Source organism: Rhodovulum sp. DZ06 (assembly GCF_050586345.1).
In the GTDB taxonomy this organism is placed as follows: Bacteria; Pseudomonadota; Alphaproteobacteria; order Rhodobacterales; family Rhodobacteraceae; genus JBOCEF01.
This window is the reverse complement of record NZ_JBOCEF010000034.1, coordinates 15,746-31,752: the sequence shown is the minus strand read 5'-3', so window position 1 is coordinate 31,752 and position 16,007 is coordinate 15,746. Positions and strand designations below refer to the sequence as shown.

General features: G+C 71.5%; 17 protein-coding genes. 9 read left to right on the top strand and 8 right to left on the bottom strand.

From position 1 onward, the window contains the following. Positions 1-7 precede the first annotated feature (7 nt). From ACQ5SO_RS14565 to ACQ5SO_RS14550, 4 genes are all read left to right on the top strand, one after another. Positions 8-484 carry a GNAT family N-acetyltransferase gene (locus ACQ5SO_RS14565; RefSeq protein ID WP_430942343.1) on the top strand — a complete coding sequence of 159 codons (477 nt, stop codon included), beginning with the start codon at positions 8-10 and terminating at the stop codon, positions 482-484. Between the two features lie 133 nt (positions 485-617). Next, positions 618-1,982, top strand: coding sequence for an arylsulfotransferase family protein (locus ACQ5SO_RS14560; RefSeq protein WP_430942342.1), 1,365 nt, complete (start codon positions 618-620; stop codon positions 1,980-1,982). Next, positions 1,964-2,203, top strand: coding sequence for a hypothetical protein (locus tag ACQ5SO_RS14555; protein WP_430942341.1), 240 nt, complete (start codon positions 1,964-1,966; stop codon positions 2,201-2,203). Before ACQ5SO_RS14560 ends, ACQ5SO_RS14555 begins: the two co-directional genes overlap by 19 nt. Then, positions 2,200-3,609, top strand: coding sequence for a sulfotransferase (locus tag ACQ5SO_RS14550; RefSeq protein WP_430942340.1), 1,410 nt, complete (start codon positions 2,200-2,202; stop codon positions 3,607-3,609). Before ACQ5SO_RS14555 ends, ACQ5SO_RS14550 begins: the two co-directional genes overlap by 4 nt. Positions 3,610-4,174: 565 nt before the next feature. On the opposite strand, the gene ACQ5SO_RS14545 is transcribed toward ACQ5SO_RS14550, so the two are convergent. The 6 genes from ACQ5SO_RS14545 to ACQ5SO_RS14520 all read right to left on the bottom strand — a co-directional run bounded on the left by ACQ5SO_RS14545 (position 4,175) and on the right by ACQ5SO_RS14520 (position 9,277). After that, complete coding sequence (locus ACQ5SO_RS14545; protein WP_430942339.1) at positions 4,175-5,143, bottom strand: threonine ammonia-lyase; 969 nt, start codon at positions 5,141-5,143, stop codon at positions 4,175-4,177. A gap of 170 nt (positions 5,144-5,313) precedes the next feature. Then, on the bottom strand, positions 5,314-6,150 hold the full coding sequence (locus ACQ5SO_RS14540; protein ID WP_430942338.1) for an alpha/beta fold hydrolase: 837 nt from the start codon (positions 6,148-6,150) through the stop codon (positions 5,314-5,316). Beyond that, positions 6,150-6,836 carry a haloacid dehalogenase type II gene (locus ACQ5SO_RS14535; RefSeq protein ID WP_430942337.1) on the bottom strand — a complete coding sequence of 229 codons (687 nt, stop codon included), beginning with the start codon at positions 6,834-6,836 and terminating at the stop codon, positions 6,150-6,152. Before ACQ5SO_RS14535 ends, ACQ5SO_RS14540 begins: the two co-directional genes overlap by 1 nt. A 290-nt stretch (positions 6,837-7,126) precedes the next feature. Then, positions 7,127-7,513 carry a hypothetical protein gene (locus ACQ5SO_RS14530; protein ID WP_430942336.1) on the bottom strand — a complete coding sequence of 129 codons (387 nt, stop codon included), beginning with the start codon at positions 7,511-7,513 and terminating at the stop codon, positions 7,127-7,129. A 110-nt stretch (positions 7,514-7,623) separates the two neighbouring features. Beyond that, on the bottom strand, positions 7,624-8,652 hold the full coding sequence (locus tag ACQ5SO_RS14525) for an asparaginase (protein WP_430942335.1): 1,029 nt from the start codon (positions 8,650-8,652) through the stop codon (positions 7,624-7,626). Further along, positions 8,645-9,277 carry a sigma-70 family RNA polymerase sigma factor gene (locus tag ACQ5SO_RS14520; RefSeq protein ID WP_430942334.1) on the bottom strand — a complete coding sequence of 211 codons (633 nt, stop codon included), beginning with the start codon at positions 9,275-9,277 and terminating at the stop codon, positions 8,645-8,647. Before ACQ5SO_RS14520 ends, ACQ5SO_RS14525 begins: the two co-directional genes overlap by 8 nt. A gap of 212 nt (positions 9,278-9,489) precedes the next feature. Here ACQ5SO_RS14520 and ACQ5SO_RS14515 point away from each other — a divergent pair, with 212 nt between their 5' ends. From ACQ5SO_RS14515 to ACQ5SO_RS14500, 4 genes are all read left to right on the top strand, one after another. Next, positions 9,490-10,047: an invasion associated locus B family protein gene (locus tag ACQ5SO_RS14515; RefSeq protein ID WP_430942333.1), complete on the top strand. Its 558-nt coding sequence runs from the start codon at positions 9,490-9,492 to the stop codon at positions 10,045-10,047. Between the two features lie 141 nt (positions 10,048-10,188). Next, the gene (gene rlmN / locus ACQ5SO_RS14510; protein ID WP_430942332.1) at positions 10,189-11,469 is read left to right on the top strand and encodes a 23S rRNA (adenine(2503)-C(2))-methyltransferase RlmN; all 1,281 of its coding nucleotides are present in this window, start codon (positions 10,189-10,191) and stop codon (positions 11,467-11,469) included. Between the two features lie 7 nt (positions 11,470-11,476). Further along, on the top strand, positions 11,477-12,370 hold the full coding sequence (locus ACQ5SO_RS14505) for a mechanosensitive ion channel family protein (RefSeq protein ID WP_430942331.1): 894 nt from the start codon (positions 11,477-11,479) through the stop codon (positions 12,368-12,370). 146 nt (positions 12,371-12,516) lie between these two features. After that, positions 12,517-13,506: an NAD(P)H-quinone oxidoreductase gene (locus ACQ5SO_RS14500; RefSeq protein WP_430942369.1), complete on the top strand. Its 990-nt coding sequence runs from the start codon at positions 12,517-12,519 to the stop codon at positions 13,504-13,506. 72 nt (positions 13,507-13,578) lie between these two features. On the opposite strand, the gene ACQ5SO_RS14495 is transcribed toward ACQ5SO_RS14500, so the two are convergent. Next, complete coding sequence (locus ACQ5SO_RS14495; RefSeq protein ID WP_430942330.1) at positions 13,579-13,758, bottom strand: hypothetical protein; 180 nt, start codon at positions 13,756-13,758, stop codon at positions 13,579-13,581. Positions 13,759-14,160: 402 nt separating this feature from the next. On the opposite strand from ACQ5SO_RS14495, the gene ACQ5SO_RS14490 reads away from it, so the two are divergent. Beyond that, positions 14,161-14,925, top strand: coding sequence for a DUF1013 domain-containing protein (locus ACQ5SO_RS14490; protein WP_430942329.1), 765 nt, complete (start codon positions 14,161-14,163; stop codon positions 14,923-14,925). A 163-nt stretch (positions 14,926-15,088) separates the two neighbouring features. Here ACQ5SO_RS14490 and ACQ5SO_RS14485 read toward each other — a convergent pair whose 3' ends face one another. Next, positions 15,089-15,898, bottom strand: coding sequence for an SDR family NAD(P)-dependent oxidoreductase (locus ACQ5SO_RS14485; RefSeq protein ID WP_430942328.1), 810 nt, complete (start codon positions 15,896-15,898; stop codon positions 15,089-15,091). Positions 15,899-16,007 lie beyond the last annotated feature (109 nt).

Below are 16,007 nucleotides of genomic sequence, written 5' to 3'. Positions count from 1 at the left end.
AGCGGACGTGCGGATACGAGAGCTTGAAGAGGCGGACCTGGGCGCCGTCGCGGAAATCTGGAACCCGCTGATCCGGGACAGCGCCGTGACCTTCACGAGCGACGAGAAGACGCCGGAGGCCCTGTCGGCCTGGCTGGCCGCAGGCCCGCCCCGGCTGGCGGCCGAGGAGGACGGGCGCCTGCTGGGCTTCGCCTGCTGGGGCGCGTTCCGCGGCGGGCCGGGCTATGCGCGAATCGCCGAGCACACCATCCTGCTGGCCGGGGACGCGCGGGGCCGCGGCGTTGGCCGGGCGCTGATGGACGCGCTCGGGGGCCGGGCGCGGGCCGAGGGGCTGGGCAGCCTCGTCGGCGGCATCTCGGGCGAGAACGCCCCCGCCATCGCCTTCCACGCGGCGCTGGGCTTCGATGAGGTCGGCCGCCTGCCGCGCGCGGGATGGAAGTTCGGGCGCTGGATGGACCTGGTGCTGATGCAGAAGCTGCTGTGACGCAACGCGGCGCCCGCCGGGGCCTCAAATTCGTTGATCCAGCAGGGCATCGGGGCGATGGTCCGTCCATTCAGGACGGTCCCTCCCACCCATGCCCGACGGCTCCGGGTGGGGCGGAAGTGGAGGAATTTCAATGCGATCCGTGCCCACCTGGGTCTTTCTGCTGTGCCTTCTGACCGGGCTGCTGCTCATGGTCGCCTTCGGCTGGGTGGTGCGCAGCAACACGATGGGCATTCCCCGCTTCGGGGCCGTGGGCGAGGCGGCGGTCGAGGTCGCGACCTTCCCGGACACCGCGCGCCGCGCGTTGAAGGAGCTCAAGCAGCAGGTCGACGGCTCCTTCAAGGATCACGCCATCGCGGTGAAGCGCGACCCCGAGCTCGATTTCTCGGGGCTGACGCCGATCGTCTCCGCGGATGCGGCGCTGCCGGGGCTGATGCTGCGCGGCGACACCGGGCGCGCGCTGCCGGGCTGGCGCCTGCTGGCGGGCACCTTCGGCCTCGACGGCGACGTGAAGAACGCGGCGCTGCTGCTCGCCCCCGACCTGTCGGTCGCGCGGGTCTGGGTGCTGGAGGAGATCCAGGTCGGCGACGTGCCGATGAAGCCGCGCTACCGCAAGTTCCCGCACGGCATCGACATCACCCGGGACGGGTCGATCGTGTTCACCTATGACGGCTCGATCTCGCTGCAGAAATTCAACGCCTGCGGCGGGCGCGACTGGGCCATTCCCGGCCATTATCACCACGCGGTGACGCTGACCGAGGACCAGCGCCATGTCTGGACCTTCAACGACTACCAGAGCCTGGGCAAGGTGCGCGTGGCGGATGGCGAGGTGGTGCAGGAGATCCCGGTCTTCGACATCATCGACGCGAACCCGATGATCGACATCCTCGAGATGCGCATGGAGCATTCCACCGACCACGGGGTCAACAGCCGCGACACCGAGGGCCGCTGGATGGCGGACCCGCACCATTTCAACGACGTCGACCCGCTGCCGCCCAGCCTCGTGGACCGCTTCCCGATGTTCGAGGAAGAGGACCTGCTGGTCTCGGTGCGCTCGCTCAACCTCGTCTTCGTGCTCGACCCGGACGACCTGAAGGTCAAGTGGTGGCGCGCGGGCGCGACCCGGCGCCAGCATGACCCCGACTGGACCGAGGACGGCGAGATCCTGGTGTTCGACAACCGCATGAGCATGGACGACAGCCGGATCGTCGCCTTCGACCCGGCGTCCATGGCGGTCAGAACCGTGCTGGACGGGGACGGGTATGACTTCTACACCCGGGTCCGCGGCAAGCAGCAGCTGATGCCCGACGGGTCGCTGGCGGTGACCAGCCCGCAGCAGGGCCGCGCCTTCGAGCGCGCGCCCGACGGGACCCTGGCGCTGGAGCTGATCAATCTCAAGCCCGGCGGCACGGACCAGGTCTACACCCTGTCCGAGCTGAAATGGCTGCCGACCGATTATTTCGACAAGGAGGCTTTCACATGCCCGACCCCCGGCTGACCGTCGCCCTCGCGGCCCTGCCGCTGATCCTCGCCGCCGCGCCGGCCGCGGCCTATATCGGCCCCGGCGCGGGCGCGGGCACCATCGCCGTGGTGCTGGGCATCCTCGCCTCGGTGGTGATGGCGTTCTTCGCCATCCTCTACTACCCGATCAAGCGGATGCTGAAGAAGAAGAAGGCGGCCCGGACCGAGGCGCCGAAGACGGACGGGCCCGACGCGTGAACTGGCTGCTCGCCGCGGCGCTCTGCGTCGCGCTGGTCGAGATGTTCATGGCGCTGCCGCTGGCCGCGCCGCTGCGGGCGCTGACCCGCTCGGCGGGCAAGGCGGCCCGGGTGGTGTCCGCGAAGGGCGTCTCCGACCACTGGAAAGAGAAGGCGATGGGCGCCTATGCCCGGGCGACCTTCGCGGCGACCGGCAGGCTGGCCCTCCTGCTCGGGCTGATCTTCGCGGCGGCCTATGCGCTCGTGCTGCTGTTCGACGCCGTCTCGGGCGGGTTCGAGGCTTTCCTGCTGTCCTGGACCGGGATCATCGCCACCCTCGTGCTGGCGACCGGCTACGCGGTGGCGCGCCGCAAGCTCGGCGGCGCGTCCGATTACAGCGCGCTGGACAAGCTGCTGCACCGCGCCGCGCTGGGCGCCCGCCCGATCGCGGAGATGAGCTTCGACCTGGACCAGGGCCAGGCGAAGCCGGACGTCGCGGCGGTCCGCGCCGGGCGGCACGTGTTCGTGACCGGGCTGGCCCGGGCCGGCACCACCATCCTGATGCGCCGGATCCATGGCGGCGGGGGCTTCCGGTCGCTGACCTATCGCGACATGCCCTTCGTGCTGGCCCCCAACCTGTGGGGCGCGAAGATCGGCGCCGCGAAGGCCGGGACCGAGGCCGCCGAGCGCGCCCATGGCGACCGCATCAAGGTCAGCGTCGACAGCCCCGAAAGCCTCGACGAGGTGTTCTGGCGGGTGTTCGACGGGGAAAGCTACATCGCCCCCGACCACCTTCTGCCGCATCGCCCGGACGAGGAGCTGCGCGGCCGGTTCGCGGCCTATGTCGGCGCGATCCTGAAGTCCGGCGGCGGGTCGCGATACCTGTCGAAGAACAACAACAACGTGCTGCGGCTTCCGGCCCTGCGCGCGACCTTCCCCGAGGCGCTGATCCTCGTGCCGTTCCGCGACCCGCTGACCCATGCCAGGTCGCTGATGCGCCAGCACGAGAACTTCCTCGACCAGCAGCGGGGCGATCCGTTCGTGGCGTCCTACATGACCTGGCTCGGCCATCACGAGTTCGGCCGCGACCACCGCCCGTTCCGCTTCGGCGATGCGGAAGCGGCGCGGCTGGCGGCGCTGGATCCCGGCACGCTCGACTACTGGCTGGAGGTCTGGCGACAGACCTACGCCCATGTCGAGCAGACCGCCCCCGCGGACGCGATCTTCGTGTGTTACGAGACGCTCTGCGAGGATCCCTCGGTCTGGGAGCGGCTCGCCGGCATCGTCGGGGTCGAGGGCGGCTCGGACGAGGAGCCGTTCTCGCTCGGCCGCGGGGCGCAGGCCGAGGGCGTCTCTCCGGCGGCGCTGGAGGAGGCGCGGGCGATCTACGACCGCCTGGCCCGGCGGGCCGCGGACGCGCTGGGCTGACGTCCCGCGCCGCGGGCGGGGTCGGGGCGCCCGTCCGGGGAGGCGGCGCCCGCGCCGGTCTCCGGCCATCCATCCCGACGAAAACCGACGAAAAAAATGGGGCCGGGAAAATTCCGGCCCCAGTGATCTCGGAACGAGGGACAGTGAGAAAGGTATGCCTCGAAATGCTTCCTCAAAGATGACCGGCAGCTGAACCGCCGGTCGGAAAAAAGGGGTCCGCTCCGCACGAAATACCCCTGGCGAAGCGGACCCGTCCGTCCTGGGCCGGAGGATGCGGCGCGGACGCGGTCAACCCCATCGACCGCCTTTTCATCCCATCCCCGTTGAATGGACGGTGCGGGCCGTAATGCCCGCCTCGCCCCGGGTCCGGGATGCGCGCCGCGTCCGGTTCGGACGCCGTCACACACACACCGTTGTGCAACACGAACCATTAACCACCCCGCACGTGACGGCCCTGTGACAGCATCGCGAGGCCGCGTGACGCGGGGCGTGAAAATGCGTGAAATCGCGTGACAACCCGTGACAAAGGCCGAAATGCCCCAATTTGGGCGGAAATGGGGCGGGTTCAGAGGGTTTCGAGCGCCCGGATCAGCATCGCGGGGTCGGCGTTGCCGCCGGTGACGACCGCGATGACGGGGGATTCGCCCATCCCCGGGCGCAGCGCGGCGGCCAGCGCCGCGGCGCCGCCCGGCTCGGGCGTGATCTTCAGGCGCAGCATCGCCAGCGCCATCGCCCGCAGCGCCTCGTCGTCCGACACCGCCACGCCCGGCCCGGCCAGCCGCTGCAGGATCGGGAAGGTGATCTCGCCGGGGCTCGGCGTCAGGATCGCGTCGCAGATCGAGCCCGAGAGCGCCGGGTTCGCCACCCGCGCCCCGCCGTCGAGCGAGCGGGCCATGTCGTCGAACCCCTCCGGCTCGACGGGCCGCATCCGCAGGCCCGGCGCCTCCGCCTCCAGCGCCAGCGCGACCCCCGCGGACAGGCCCCCGCCGCCGCAGCACACGAAGACGTCGGCCCCGGTCACCCCCGCCTCCCGCGCCTGGGCGGCGAGCTCGAGCCCCACGGTCCCCTGGCCCGCGATCACCATCGGCTCGTCATAGGGGCGCACCAGGGTCAGCCCGCGCGCGGCGCAGAGCGCCTCGCCGATCGCCTCGCGGCTCTCGCCCCCGGGGCGGTCATAGGTGACCACCTCGGCCCCGTAGAAGGCGGTGTTGGCCAGCTTCAGCGCCGGCGCGTCGCTGGGCATGACGATGACGGCGGGAACCCCGAGCATCTGCGCCGCGCAGGCGATCCCCTGCGCGTGGTTGCCCGAGGAATAGGCGAGCACGCCGCGCGCCCGCGCGTCGTCGGGCAGGGCGGTCAGGGCCGACCAGGCGCCGCGGAACTTGAAGCTGCCGGTGCGCTGCAGGCATTCGGCCTTCACCAGCACCCGGCGCCCGGCGATCTCGTCCAGGAAGGGGCTTTCCAGCAGCGGCGTGCGCACGGCGACGGGGGCGAGCCGCGCGGCGGCGGCGCGGATGGCGGCGATGTCGGTCATGGGAAGCTCCGGCGGCTGACGCGGCCCCGGGGGCGGGGCGCGACCGGCACTCTGCCGCGCCCGCGCCCCGCGCGCCACCCCGCGCAAACGCCTGCCGGGCGCGGCGCGGCCGGGCGGCGCGGGGGCCCTGGCCCCCCAAGCCCGGCCGCTCCCCCCCCCCGGGCGGCCGGTCAGAGGCCCGGGAGGAACCCGCGCAGCGCCGCCGCCGCCTCCGGCTCGTCCAGGAAGGGCGCGTGGCCGCGATCCGGGATCACGGCGGTGGTGCAGCCCTCCTGTCCCGCCATCTCCGCCAGCGTTTCGGCCGAGAGGATGTCCGAATTGGCCCCCCGCAGCGCCAGCACCGGCAGCCCGGCGCAGGGGGTCCAGAGCGCCGAGAGGTCGATCTGCGGCGGCGCCTCGGCCAGCCCGGCCAGGGAGATTTCGGCGATGGCGGGGTCGTAGGAGATGACCGGCCGCCCGTCCTCGTCCGCGTCGTAGATCGCCCGCGCGTACGCCTCCCACCGGGCCTCGGACACGCCGGGGAAGTCCGCCGCGTGGACCTCCTGCATCCGCCGCGCGGCCTCGGCGAAATCGGGGGCCTTCACCTGCTTGCCCGCATAGCCCGCGATACGCGTCAGCCCCGCGACCTCGACCTTCGAGCCCACGTCGTTGAGCACGAGGCCCGAGAGCAGGCCGGGCCGCATGGCGTGCATCAGCATCCCCAGGATGCCCCCCCGGGAGGTCCCGATGACGGCGACGCGCGAGATCCCGAGATGGTCGAGCAGCGCGAGCGCGTCCCCCGCCTCGACCCCCACCTGGTATTCCGTCGCCGGGTCCGCCGCGTGCCCGGACGCCCCGCGCCCGCGGGTGGACAGGCGGATCACCCGGTATTCGGGCAGCAGCGCGGGCAGGTGCGCGAAATCCGCGACGTTGCGGGTCAGCCCGGCGAGGCAGAGGACCGGGGGCGCGTCGTTGCCGGTATCCTCGAAATGCAGGCGCAGGCCGTCGGGGGCGTGGAAGAACGGCATCACGGCGCCTCCGCGATGGCGGGCACGCCGGTCAGGTCCTGCGCCACCCGGTCCGGGCGCCAGGGCAGGCGGTCCATCGGTTTGCCCATCCGGTTGACCCAGAGCGTGCGGAAGCCGTAGCCGCTCGCCGCCGCCGCGTCCCAGCCGTTGGAGGACACGAACAGCACCTCCTGCGCGCAGGTCCCGAACTGCCGGCCCACCAGGTCGTAGACGCGGGGGTTGGGCTTGAACACGCCGCAGCCCTCGACCGAGATCAGCGCATCCAGCCGGTCCGCGATCCCCGCCGCATCCGCCGCGCTGCGCAGCATCTCGGGCGAGCCGTTGGACAGGATCGCGGTGCGCAGGCCCCGGCCCTTCAGCGCGGCCAGCATCGCCGGGACCTCGGGGTACGCCTCGAGCCGGTCATAGAGGGCCATCAGCTCGGTCTTCTCGGCCTCGGTCAGCCCGCCCACGGTCTCGGCCGCGTAGTCGAGCCCGTCGCGGGTGACGGAGCGGAAATCGGTATGGACCCCGGCGGTCGCGCGCAGCCAGGTGTATTCCAGCTGCTTGGCGCGCCAGGTCTCGGCCAGCTGCGGCCAGCATTCGGCCAGCCGCGCGCCCTCGGGGCGCGCCGCGAGGGTGCGGGCGGCGGCGGCGACATCCAGAAGGGTGCCGTAGGCGTCGAAGACGCAGGTGGTGATGGGCATGGGCGCTTCTCTCTCCCCCAACGCGCGTCGCCGTCTTGTGCGCGGCGGTCTGCGCGGTCTGCACGCGGCGCCGGGGGGCGCCGGGGTTGGGAGAAGCTTTGCGCGTCGCGGCCCCGGGGGCAAGGCGGGGCGGGCGCGGGACGCTCATCTCTGCGCGAGGGGCGGGGAGGGCGTCCGGCCCCCCGGCGGCGCGCGCCGGACCCGGGCCAGGTCGGGCGCTTGCGCCGCGCGGGGGGGAAAGAGCGGACCGGCCCCGCGGGCCGGGGCGGCGGGGGGGACGCGGGCCGGGATCAGCCCACGCAGTTGGCGGCGTGGGCCAGCAGCGACGCCTCGCCGGTCGACAGCAGGCGCGCGCCGACCGCGGCGCAGGCCACGTCGTCGGCGCGGCGGGCGCAGTCGCGCAGCGCCTCGGCCTGGGCGGCCACGGTGGACATGCCGACGCGCGCGGCCGAGGCGGCGACGTCGCCGGACAGCCGCTCGATCTTCGCCATGTCGGCGCGGCGCAGCGCGTGGTCGATGGAGATCAGCCGCTCGGTCACCATCAGCATGGCGTCCTCGACGATCTCCCGGCACATGTCCGGCCCCACGGCGGCGCCCAGTTCGGCCAGCACGTCGGGGCTGAAGAACAGGCCTGCACGCTCCCGCCCACGGCGGGCGCTCAGTTCGACGACTTCCATAATCGGATCACTCCCTTTCAAGACGCAGTCACGCACCCGGGGACGAACTTGGCCCGAGGGCGTGAATCACGCGTTGAAACGGAGGGGGTTTTCAGCCGGATTCGACTGCGTCAGCCGCCTATCAGCGTTACCGAAGGGTGGACCTCGCCGCAGAGGGTGTCGCGACGGTTTCTGATTTCTTGCGCGGTCCAGCGGCGGATCGCCGGGTCGGCGGCGTCCATCACCCCCAGCTTCGCCAGGATCGCGGCCATGGCGCAGGCCGCGGCGGCCTCGTTGGCGCCGTCGATCTTCACCGCGACGCCATAGCCGCTTTCGGGCAGGATCGCGGTGAACATGCCGTCGGCGCCGGATTTCGCCGCCAGCCGCCCGGGCGCGGCCTTCATCAGCTCGGAACAGGCGCGGCCCGGGCCCTCGACCAGCTCCGGCCGGGCCATCATCGCGTCGCGCAGCCGGCCCGCGGCCGCGGCGCGCACGCCGGGGCCGAACCCCTCCTCGGGGCGGGCGAATCGCGCCATGGCGGCGGCCAGCCCGCGCAGGGTCGTGGCGTGGTTCGGGGCCGAGCAGCCGTCGATCCCCCAGCCGAGCGCGGGGTCGCCGGTCGCCTCGTGGATCGCCTCCTCCACCGCCTTCTGCACGGGGTGGTCGATCTCGTGATACTCCGCCCCGCCGCCGAGACGGCGGCCCAGGGTGAGGAACCCGGTATGCTTGCCCGAGCAGTTGTTGCAGACCTGGTCCGGGGTCCCGCCCGCCGCGCGCATCGCGTCGCGGGCCGCCTTGTCCTGCGGGACCTGCACGCCGCAGCGCAGGTCGGGCTCCGCCAGGCCCAGCGATTCGAGCCAGGCGTTCACGCGGGACACGTGCGCGGCGGTGGCGGTGTGCGAGGCGCAGGAGAGCGCGAGATGCTCGACCCCCAGCCCCATCGCGTCGGCGGCGCCTGATTCGACCAGCGGCAGCGCCTGCAGCATCTTGCAGGACGACCGGGGCAGGATCGTCCGTTCCGGGTCGCCCCAGCTCATCACGATCTCGCCAGCGGGGGTGCAGACGACGGCGGCGCCGTGGTGGACGTTCTCGGTGATCGGGCCGCGCGTGGTCTCGACCAGCGGCACGGAGAAGGGGGCGTCGAAGGGGGCGTCAGTCATCGCGCAGTTCCTCGGAAAATTCGTCCCCCAGCGCGTCGCGCAGCTTGCGGAAGGCAAGACGCAGCCGGGATTTCACGGTGCCGAGCGGGGCGCCGATCTGCTCGGCGATCTCGGTCTGGGTCAGCCCGGCGAAGAACGCCAGGCGCACCGTCTCGCGCTGGTCCTCGGACAGCTCCGACAGCGCCTCGCGCACCCGCGCGTCGCGGGCCGAGGCGGCGGCGCTCTCCTCCGGGTCCGGCTCCGCCTCGGGCTGGAACAACGGGTCCTCGGGATCCGGCGCGGGCCGCCTGGCGCGGCGGATCATGTCGATGCGCCGGTTGCGGGCGATGGTGAAGATCCAGGTCGAGGGCGCGGCCTTGGCGGGGTCATAGAGCGCGGCGCGCCGCCAGACGGTGACCATCACCTCCTGCGCGACCTCGTCGGCCTGGTCCGGGGCGGCGCCGCCGGCGATCAGGAAGGACTTCACCCGGCCCGCGTAGCGCCCGAACAGGTCGGCGAATGCAGCGCGGTCGCCCCCGGCGATCCGCGCGAGGAGCGCGGCGTCCGCCGCCGCATCCGCGGCGCGGGATCCCGGGGGGTCCTTTTCAGGGCCCCCGGCTGCGCCTCCTGGGATCGGGACATTCATTAAGAATTCAGGTCTTTCACCGGTCAGTCTTCGCGCTGGATGCGCCCCTTCCACCGCCTGCGGGTCCGCGGGCGGGAAGGGGTGGCGCCGCACCCGATTTCGGGGTTAGGTTACGGCCTAACGCGACGGCTGAAAAGACGCGAGGGCATGGCGGGTGCGGCGGCAGGCGCCGTTTCCCGGACAGGGCCGGTGAGAACGAGCAAGAGGCGATGATGAGTGCAAGCATTTCCCGCGCTTTCCGCGCCGGCGCCCTGGGCGCGCTGGTTGCGGCGGGTATGGCCGCGGCCCCGCTGGGCGCGGCGCAGGCGCAGCAGCAGGTGGCGAGCCGCGTCGACGCGAAGGACGCGTGGTCGATCTTCACCGCGGACGTGGACGGCAAGGTCTGCTGGATCGTGAGCGAGCCGACCACCTCGACCGCCCGCAAGGGCGGCAAGGTGGTGCAGGTGCGCCGCGGCGACATCTACCTGATGGTCTCGGTCCGCCCCGGGCAGGGCGTGAAGAACGAGATCAGCATGGTCGCGGGCTATCCCTTCAAGCCCGGCTCGGAGGTGAAGGCGACCATCGGGTCCCAGACCTACGAGATGTTCACCAAGGGCGAGAACGCCTGGCTGGACGACCCGTCGATCGACGACCGCATGGTCGTCGCGATGAAGAAGGGCATCACCGCCAAGCTGGTGGGCGTCTCGTCCCGCGGGACGCAGACCGAGGACACCTTCTCGCTGCGCGGCTTCACCGCCGCGATCACCCTGGCGCAGGACCTGTGCAAGTGATCCGGCGCCGCCCCGGCGCTTGACCGCGGGGCGGATCGCTGGCAAGGGACGGGCGAACGGCCTGCCGGGGGGACTCCCGGCGGGCCATTTGACGTTTTTCGACATGCGCCCCCCAAGGGCCTGCGCCGAGGAGAGCCGACCATGACCGAGCGGGATTTCGCGACCGAGCGTTCCGAGGCTTCTGCGCGTGACGACGCGGCCGCCGAGGCGGCGCCCGACGCGGCCATCGACGCGCCCGACCGCCCGGGCCAGGGCGAGGCCGCGGCGCCGGACGTGAAGGTGCTCCCGCGCCTCAAGCCCGCGGGCAAGCAGCGCCTGGTCGGCATGACCCGCGACGCGATGAAGGACGCCTTCGCCGCGGTCGGCGTGCCGGAAAAGCAGCTCAAGATGCGCGTCGGCCAGGTCTGGCGCTGGATCTACGCCCGCGGCGTGGCCGATTTCGACGAGATGACCGACCTGTCGAAAACCTTCCGCGCCCAGCTGTCCGAGAATTTCCGCCTCGAGCGCCCCGAGATCGTCACCCGCCAGGTGTCCACCGACGGCACCCGCAAGTACCTGCTGCGCATCGATGGCGGGCACGAGGTCGAGGCCGTCTACATCCCCGAGGAAGACCGCGGCACGCTCTGCGTCTCCTCCCAGGTCGGCTGCACGCTGACCTGCTCGTTCTGCCATACCGGCACCCAGAAGCTGGTGCGCAACCTGACCGCCGGGGAGATCGTCGACCAGATCCTGGTCTGCCGCGACGACCTCGACGAATGGCCCCGCGCGGGCGAGCGGCCGGATGAGCGCCGGATGCTCTCCAACATCGTGCTGATGGGCATGGGCGAGCCGCTCTACAACACCGACAACGTGCGCGACGCGATGAAGATCGCGATGGACAACGAGGGGATCAGCATCTCCCGCCGCCGCATCACGCTGTCCACCTCGGGCGTGGTCCCGGAGATCACCCGCGCGGGCGAGGAGATCGGGTCCATGCTGGCCATCTCCCTCCACGCCACCACCGACGAGGTGCGCGACAAGCTGGTGCCGGTGAACAAGAAGTGGAACATCGCCAAGCTGATGCAGGCCTGCCGCGACTATCCCAAGCTGTCCAACGCCGAGCGGATCACGTTTGAATACGTGATGCTCAAGGGCGTGAACGACAGCGACGCGGACGCGCTGCGGCTGGTCAAGCTGATCGCGGGGATCCCGGCCAAGATCAACCTGATCCCGTTCAACGCCTGGCCCGGCTCTCCTTACGAACGCTCCGACTGGGACCGGATCGAGGCTTTCGCCGAGATCGTGAACCGCGCCGGCTACGCCTCGCCCGTGCGCACCCCGCGCGGGCAGGACATCATGGCCGCCTGCGGGCAGCTGAAATCGGCGACCGAGCGGGCGCGCAAGACCAGGGCGCAGATCGCGGCCGAAGCCGGGCTGGCCTGACCCCGTCATGGAGCCGACCGCCTCGATCATCACGCCCGAAATGCTGGGCGTGCAGGCCGAACTGAACTGGTACGGCGGCGTGGACGCGCGGCTGGTGCTGACCGGCGCGCTGATCGTGCTGATGCTGGCGACGCGCTGGCTGGTCGTCTCGCTGGTCCATCGGCGGGCGACCTTCCTGTCGGACGTGGACCGCCGCCGCATCGCGTTCGCGCGCAACGGCACCTCCATCGCCATCCTGCTGGGGCTGCTGGGGCTGTGGTCGCCCGAGCTGTCGGAATTCGCCCTCTCGCTCACCGCCTTCGCCGTGGCCATCGTGATCGCGACGAAAGAGCTGATCATGTGCTTCGCCGGCGGCGTGGTGCGGGGCCTGTCGGGCAGCTTCGCCTCGGGCGACTGGATCGAGATCGGCCCCCATTCCGGCGAGGTGGTGGAGCAGACCCTGGTCACCACCACCCTGATGGAGGTGGACCGCGAGGATTTCACGATGACGGGCCGCTCCGTCACCGTGCCGAACGCGATCTTCCTGACCCAGCCGGTCGTGAACCACCGTCACCGGCGGCGCTTCATCCACCACGAATTCTCGATCACCACGGAAATGCACCCCGACGCCCCGCTGGCGCAGGAGGCGATCCGCGCCGCGCTGGACGACGCCAGCGCCGAGTTCCGCGAGCTGGCCGAACGCTACGCCCAGTTCATCGAGGCGCGGCTGACGATCGACCTGCCCGAGGTCTGCCCCGAGGTGCATATCCGCAGCACCGAGGGCGGCAAGGTGCGGTTCCTGTGCCGCCTGTTCTGCCCGCGGGAACGCGCGGCCGAGATGGAAGGCCTCGCCACCGCCGCCTATTACGCCTGGGTGGACGCGCAGGACTGGCACTTCTTCACCATCGTCAGGAAGGCCTGAGGCGCGGGGCGACGCCGCCCTTCCCGCGCGCCCCCCGGCCCGTTCCGCGCAGCGGGCCGCCGGTCCGCAGCGTCTTGCCCCCGCAGGCCGCCCGGTGCAGGCTGCGCCTCCCCGATCAAGTCGCAGGAGGCCGACCCATGACCGCGATCCCCGAGACCATGACCGCCGTGGAGATCCAGACCCCCGGCGGCCCCGAGGCGCTGGTCCCCTGCACCCGCCCCGTCCCGGCCCCCGCGGCGGGCGAGATCCTGATCCGCATCAGGGTCGCGGGCGTGAACCGGCCCGACGCGATCCAGCGCTCGGGCGCCTATCCGCCGCCCCCCGGCGCCTCGGACCTGCCGGGGCTCGAGGCCGCGGGCGAAGTGGCGGCCGTCGGCGCCGGCGTCTCGCGCTGGGCCGTGGGCGACAAGGTCTGCGCCCTGCTGCCCGGCGGCGGCTATGCCGAGTACGCGACCTGCCCCGCCGAGCACGCGCTGCCGATCCCCGAGGGCCTGTCGATGACCGAGGCCGCGGCGCTGCCGGAGAATTATTTCACCGTCTGGACCAACGTGTTCGAACGCGGGCGGCTCGAGGCGGGGGAGACGTTCCTGGTCCATGGCGGCTCCTCCGGCATCGGGTCCACCGCCATCCAGCTGGCGAGCCATTTCGGCGCGCGGGTGATGACCACGGTGGGCAACGCCGAGAAGGCCGCCTTCTGCACCGACCTGGGCGCGGAACGGGTGGTGAACTATCGCGACGAGGATTTCGTGGAGGCGGCCAAGGACTTCACCGGCGGCAAGGGGCTGGACGTCATCCTCGACATGGTCGGCGGCGACTACATCCCGCGCAACGTCAAGGCGCTGGGCCTCGAGGGACGGCTGGTGTTCATCGCCTTCCTCGGCGGGCCCAAGGCGGAACTGGCGTTCAACCTGGTGATGGCCAAGCGGCTGACCCTGACGGGCTCGACCCTGCGGCCGCAGTCGGTGGAATCGAAGGCCCGTATCGCCAAGGCGCTGGAAGCGCAGGTCTGGCCGCTGATCTCGGCCGGCAAGATCGGGCCGAAGATCTACAAGAGCTTCCCGCTGGCGCAGGCGGCCGAGGCGCATGCGCTGATGGAAAGCTCGGCCCACATGGGCAAGATCATGCTGGACGTGTGATCGCAACGGCCATGGGTCCGGGGGGCGACCCCCGGGCCTGCGCCGGACATGGGGCGCGGCCCCCGGCGGCCCTCAGTCGGCGCCGAGCGCCGAGATCGCCTTGCGGATGCAGCCCGCGGCGTCGGCGGCCCCGAGGGACGCGGCCTCCCGCTCGGCCCAGAGCAGCATCCGGGCGAGCGCGAGCCGCTCGTCATGGCTTTCGGTCATCTTGCGCAGCGCCTCGGCGCCGCTGTGGTCACTGGTGGTGAGCATGGCCCGTCCTCTACCCTCCCGCGACGTACTGTCGCCAGTGCTGCCGGTCGTTCATCCTGCGCGCCGGCCGATGATCGAGAAATGCGCTGAAAAGATGTACCATGGCAAAGGGAAAGTTCCTTTTTGCGCCATTTTCACAGTTTGCACGCAATCACGCGGTTGTTTACCTGTATGAATGACCTTGGCGTAAAGCCACCATCCTTCAATTTCTTTGAGAATCTCTGAGTTTAAAGGCGAGTCCCTGAATCGGTGATTCGCGCGCGTCCAAGGGGTTTCCTTCGCTGGACGTCTCGAATATATCCACTGCCGACTCCCCCTTTCCAAAGACCGCCCCACGGCCCCCGGCCCCGGTTCTTCGGACCCGAGGGGACACGTGTATTCTCTTGCCGAAAGGACGATGCGATGACGCTGCCTCTGATGCCCAAGGCGACCGCCGTCTGGCTGGTCGACAACACCACCCTCTCCTTCACCCAGATCGCGGCCTTCACCGGGCTGCACGAGCTCGAGGTCAACGGGATCGCCGACGGCGAGGTGGCCCCGGGCATGAAGGGCTTCGATCCCATCGCCAACAACCAGCTGACGGCCGAAGAGATCAAGCTGTGCGAGGATGATCCCACCCGCCGCCTGCGCCTGAAGAAGACCCGCGCCGCCGAGGGCGAGGAGAAGCGCCGCGGCCCGCGCTACACCCCGCTGTCCAAGCGCCAGGAGCGCCCGGCGGCCATCGCCTGGCTGGTGCGCTACCACCCCGAGCTGACCGACGGCCAGATCATGAAGCTGGTGGGCACCACCAAGCCGACGATCCAGTCGATCCGCGAGCGCAAGCACTGGAACAGCGCCAACATCCAGCCGGTCGACCCGGTCGCCGTGGGCCTGTGCAAGCAGGCGGCGCTGGACGAGGCGGTGCAGAAGGCGGCCGAGCGCAAGCGGCGCGAGCAGGAGGAGGTGATGTCCGCCGAGCAGCGGATGAACCTTCTGTCGACCGACGAGTCGCTGATGGCCAAGCCCGAGCCGCGCATCCCCGGCCGCCTGTCCGAGCTGGAGAATTTCAGCCTGGTCGAGGAAGACGCCGACGAGGATCCGCGCGGCTCTTCGAGCGACGTGATGGACCCGGACGCGCTGTTCAACCTGCCCAAGGGCGGGGGCGACGACGAGGACGAGCAGCCCTGATCTTCCCGGCCTTCGGGCCTTGGGCAGGGATCAAAAAGGCGCGCGCCGGGGGACCGGCGCGCGCCTTTCGCGTCTGGGAACCGTTTCGCCGGGGGGCGGCCGGCCTCGGGGGGGCGCAGGGCCCCCCGCTCGCCCGCCCGCGCCGCGCCGGGCGCGGCGGCGCCTAGAGAGCCGGGGTCGCGAGCGGGTCGAGCGTCGTGCGCCCGCCGTCGACGGCCAGGATCTGCCCGGTGATGAAGCTCGCCTTGTCCGAGACCAGGAACAGCGCCGCCTCGGCCGCCTCGCCCGATTCCCCGACCCGGCCGAGCGGCGTGACCTTGGTCAGCTCGGCCCGCAGCGAGGTGTGGTCGCGCAGCGCCTCGCGCAGGTTGCGGGTCATGACCGACCCGAGGGCGACGGCGTTCACCCGGATCTTGTAGGGCGCCAGCGCCACCGCCATGGAGCGCGTCAGCTGGTCCAGCGCCGCGCAGCCGACCGAGTAGGTCAGCAGCTCGGGCAGGGTCCGGCGCGCGGCGATGGAGGAGATGTTGATGATCGTCCCCGGCGGGCGGCCGTCGAAATCCGGCTCCTCGGACTGGGCGATCATCCGCTTCGCCACCGCCTGCGACAGGCGGAAGGTGGCGCGCACGTTGACGTCGAAGGTCTGGGCCAGCGCGTCGTGGTCCGTCTCCATCATCGCGCCGGGGATCACCTGCCGGGCGCCGTTCACCAGGATGTCGATCCGGTCCCAGGCGTCCAGCGCCGAGGCGACGATGTTCGAGGCGGTCAGCGGCTCGGTCACGTCGCAGGGAAAGGCGATCGCCTCGCCGCCGTCATCCTCGATCTCGACCGCGACGCTGCGCAGCTCGGCCTCGTCGCGGTCGGCGATCAGCACCTTCGCGCCCTCGGCGGCGAGGCGCCTCGCGGTGGCGCGGCCCACGCCGCCGCCTGCGCCGGTCACGATGGCGACGCGGCCTTCAAGTCCCTTGGGCATGGATCGTCTCTTGATGCTCGTGGTCCGGGGCGGGCGCGCACGGCCCGCGGTTCGCCGGATCATGCAATGACGGGCGGGGAAGGGCAACGCCGCGCGGCCCCGGCGGGTT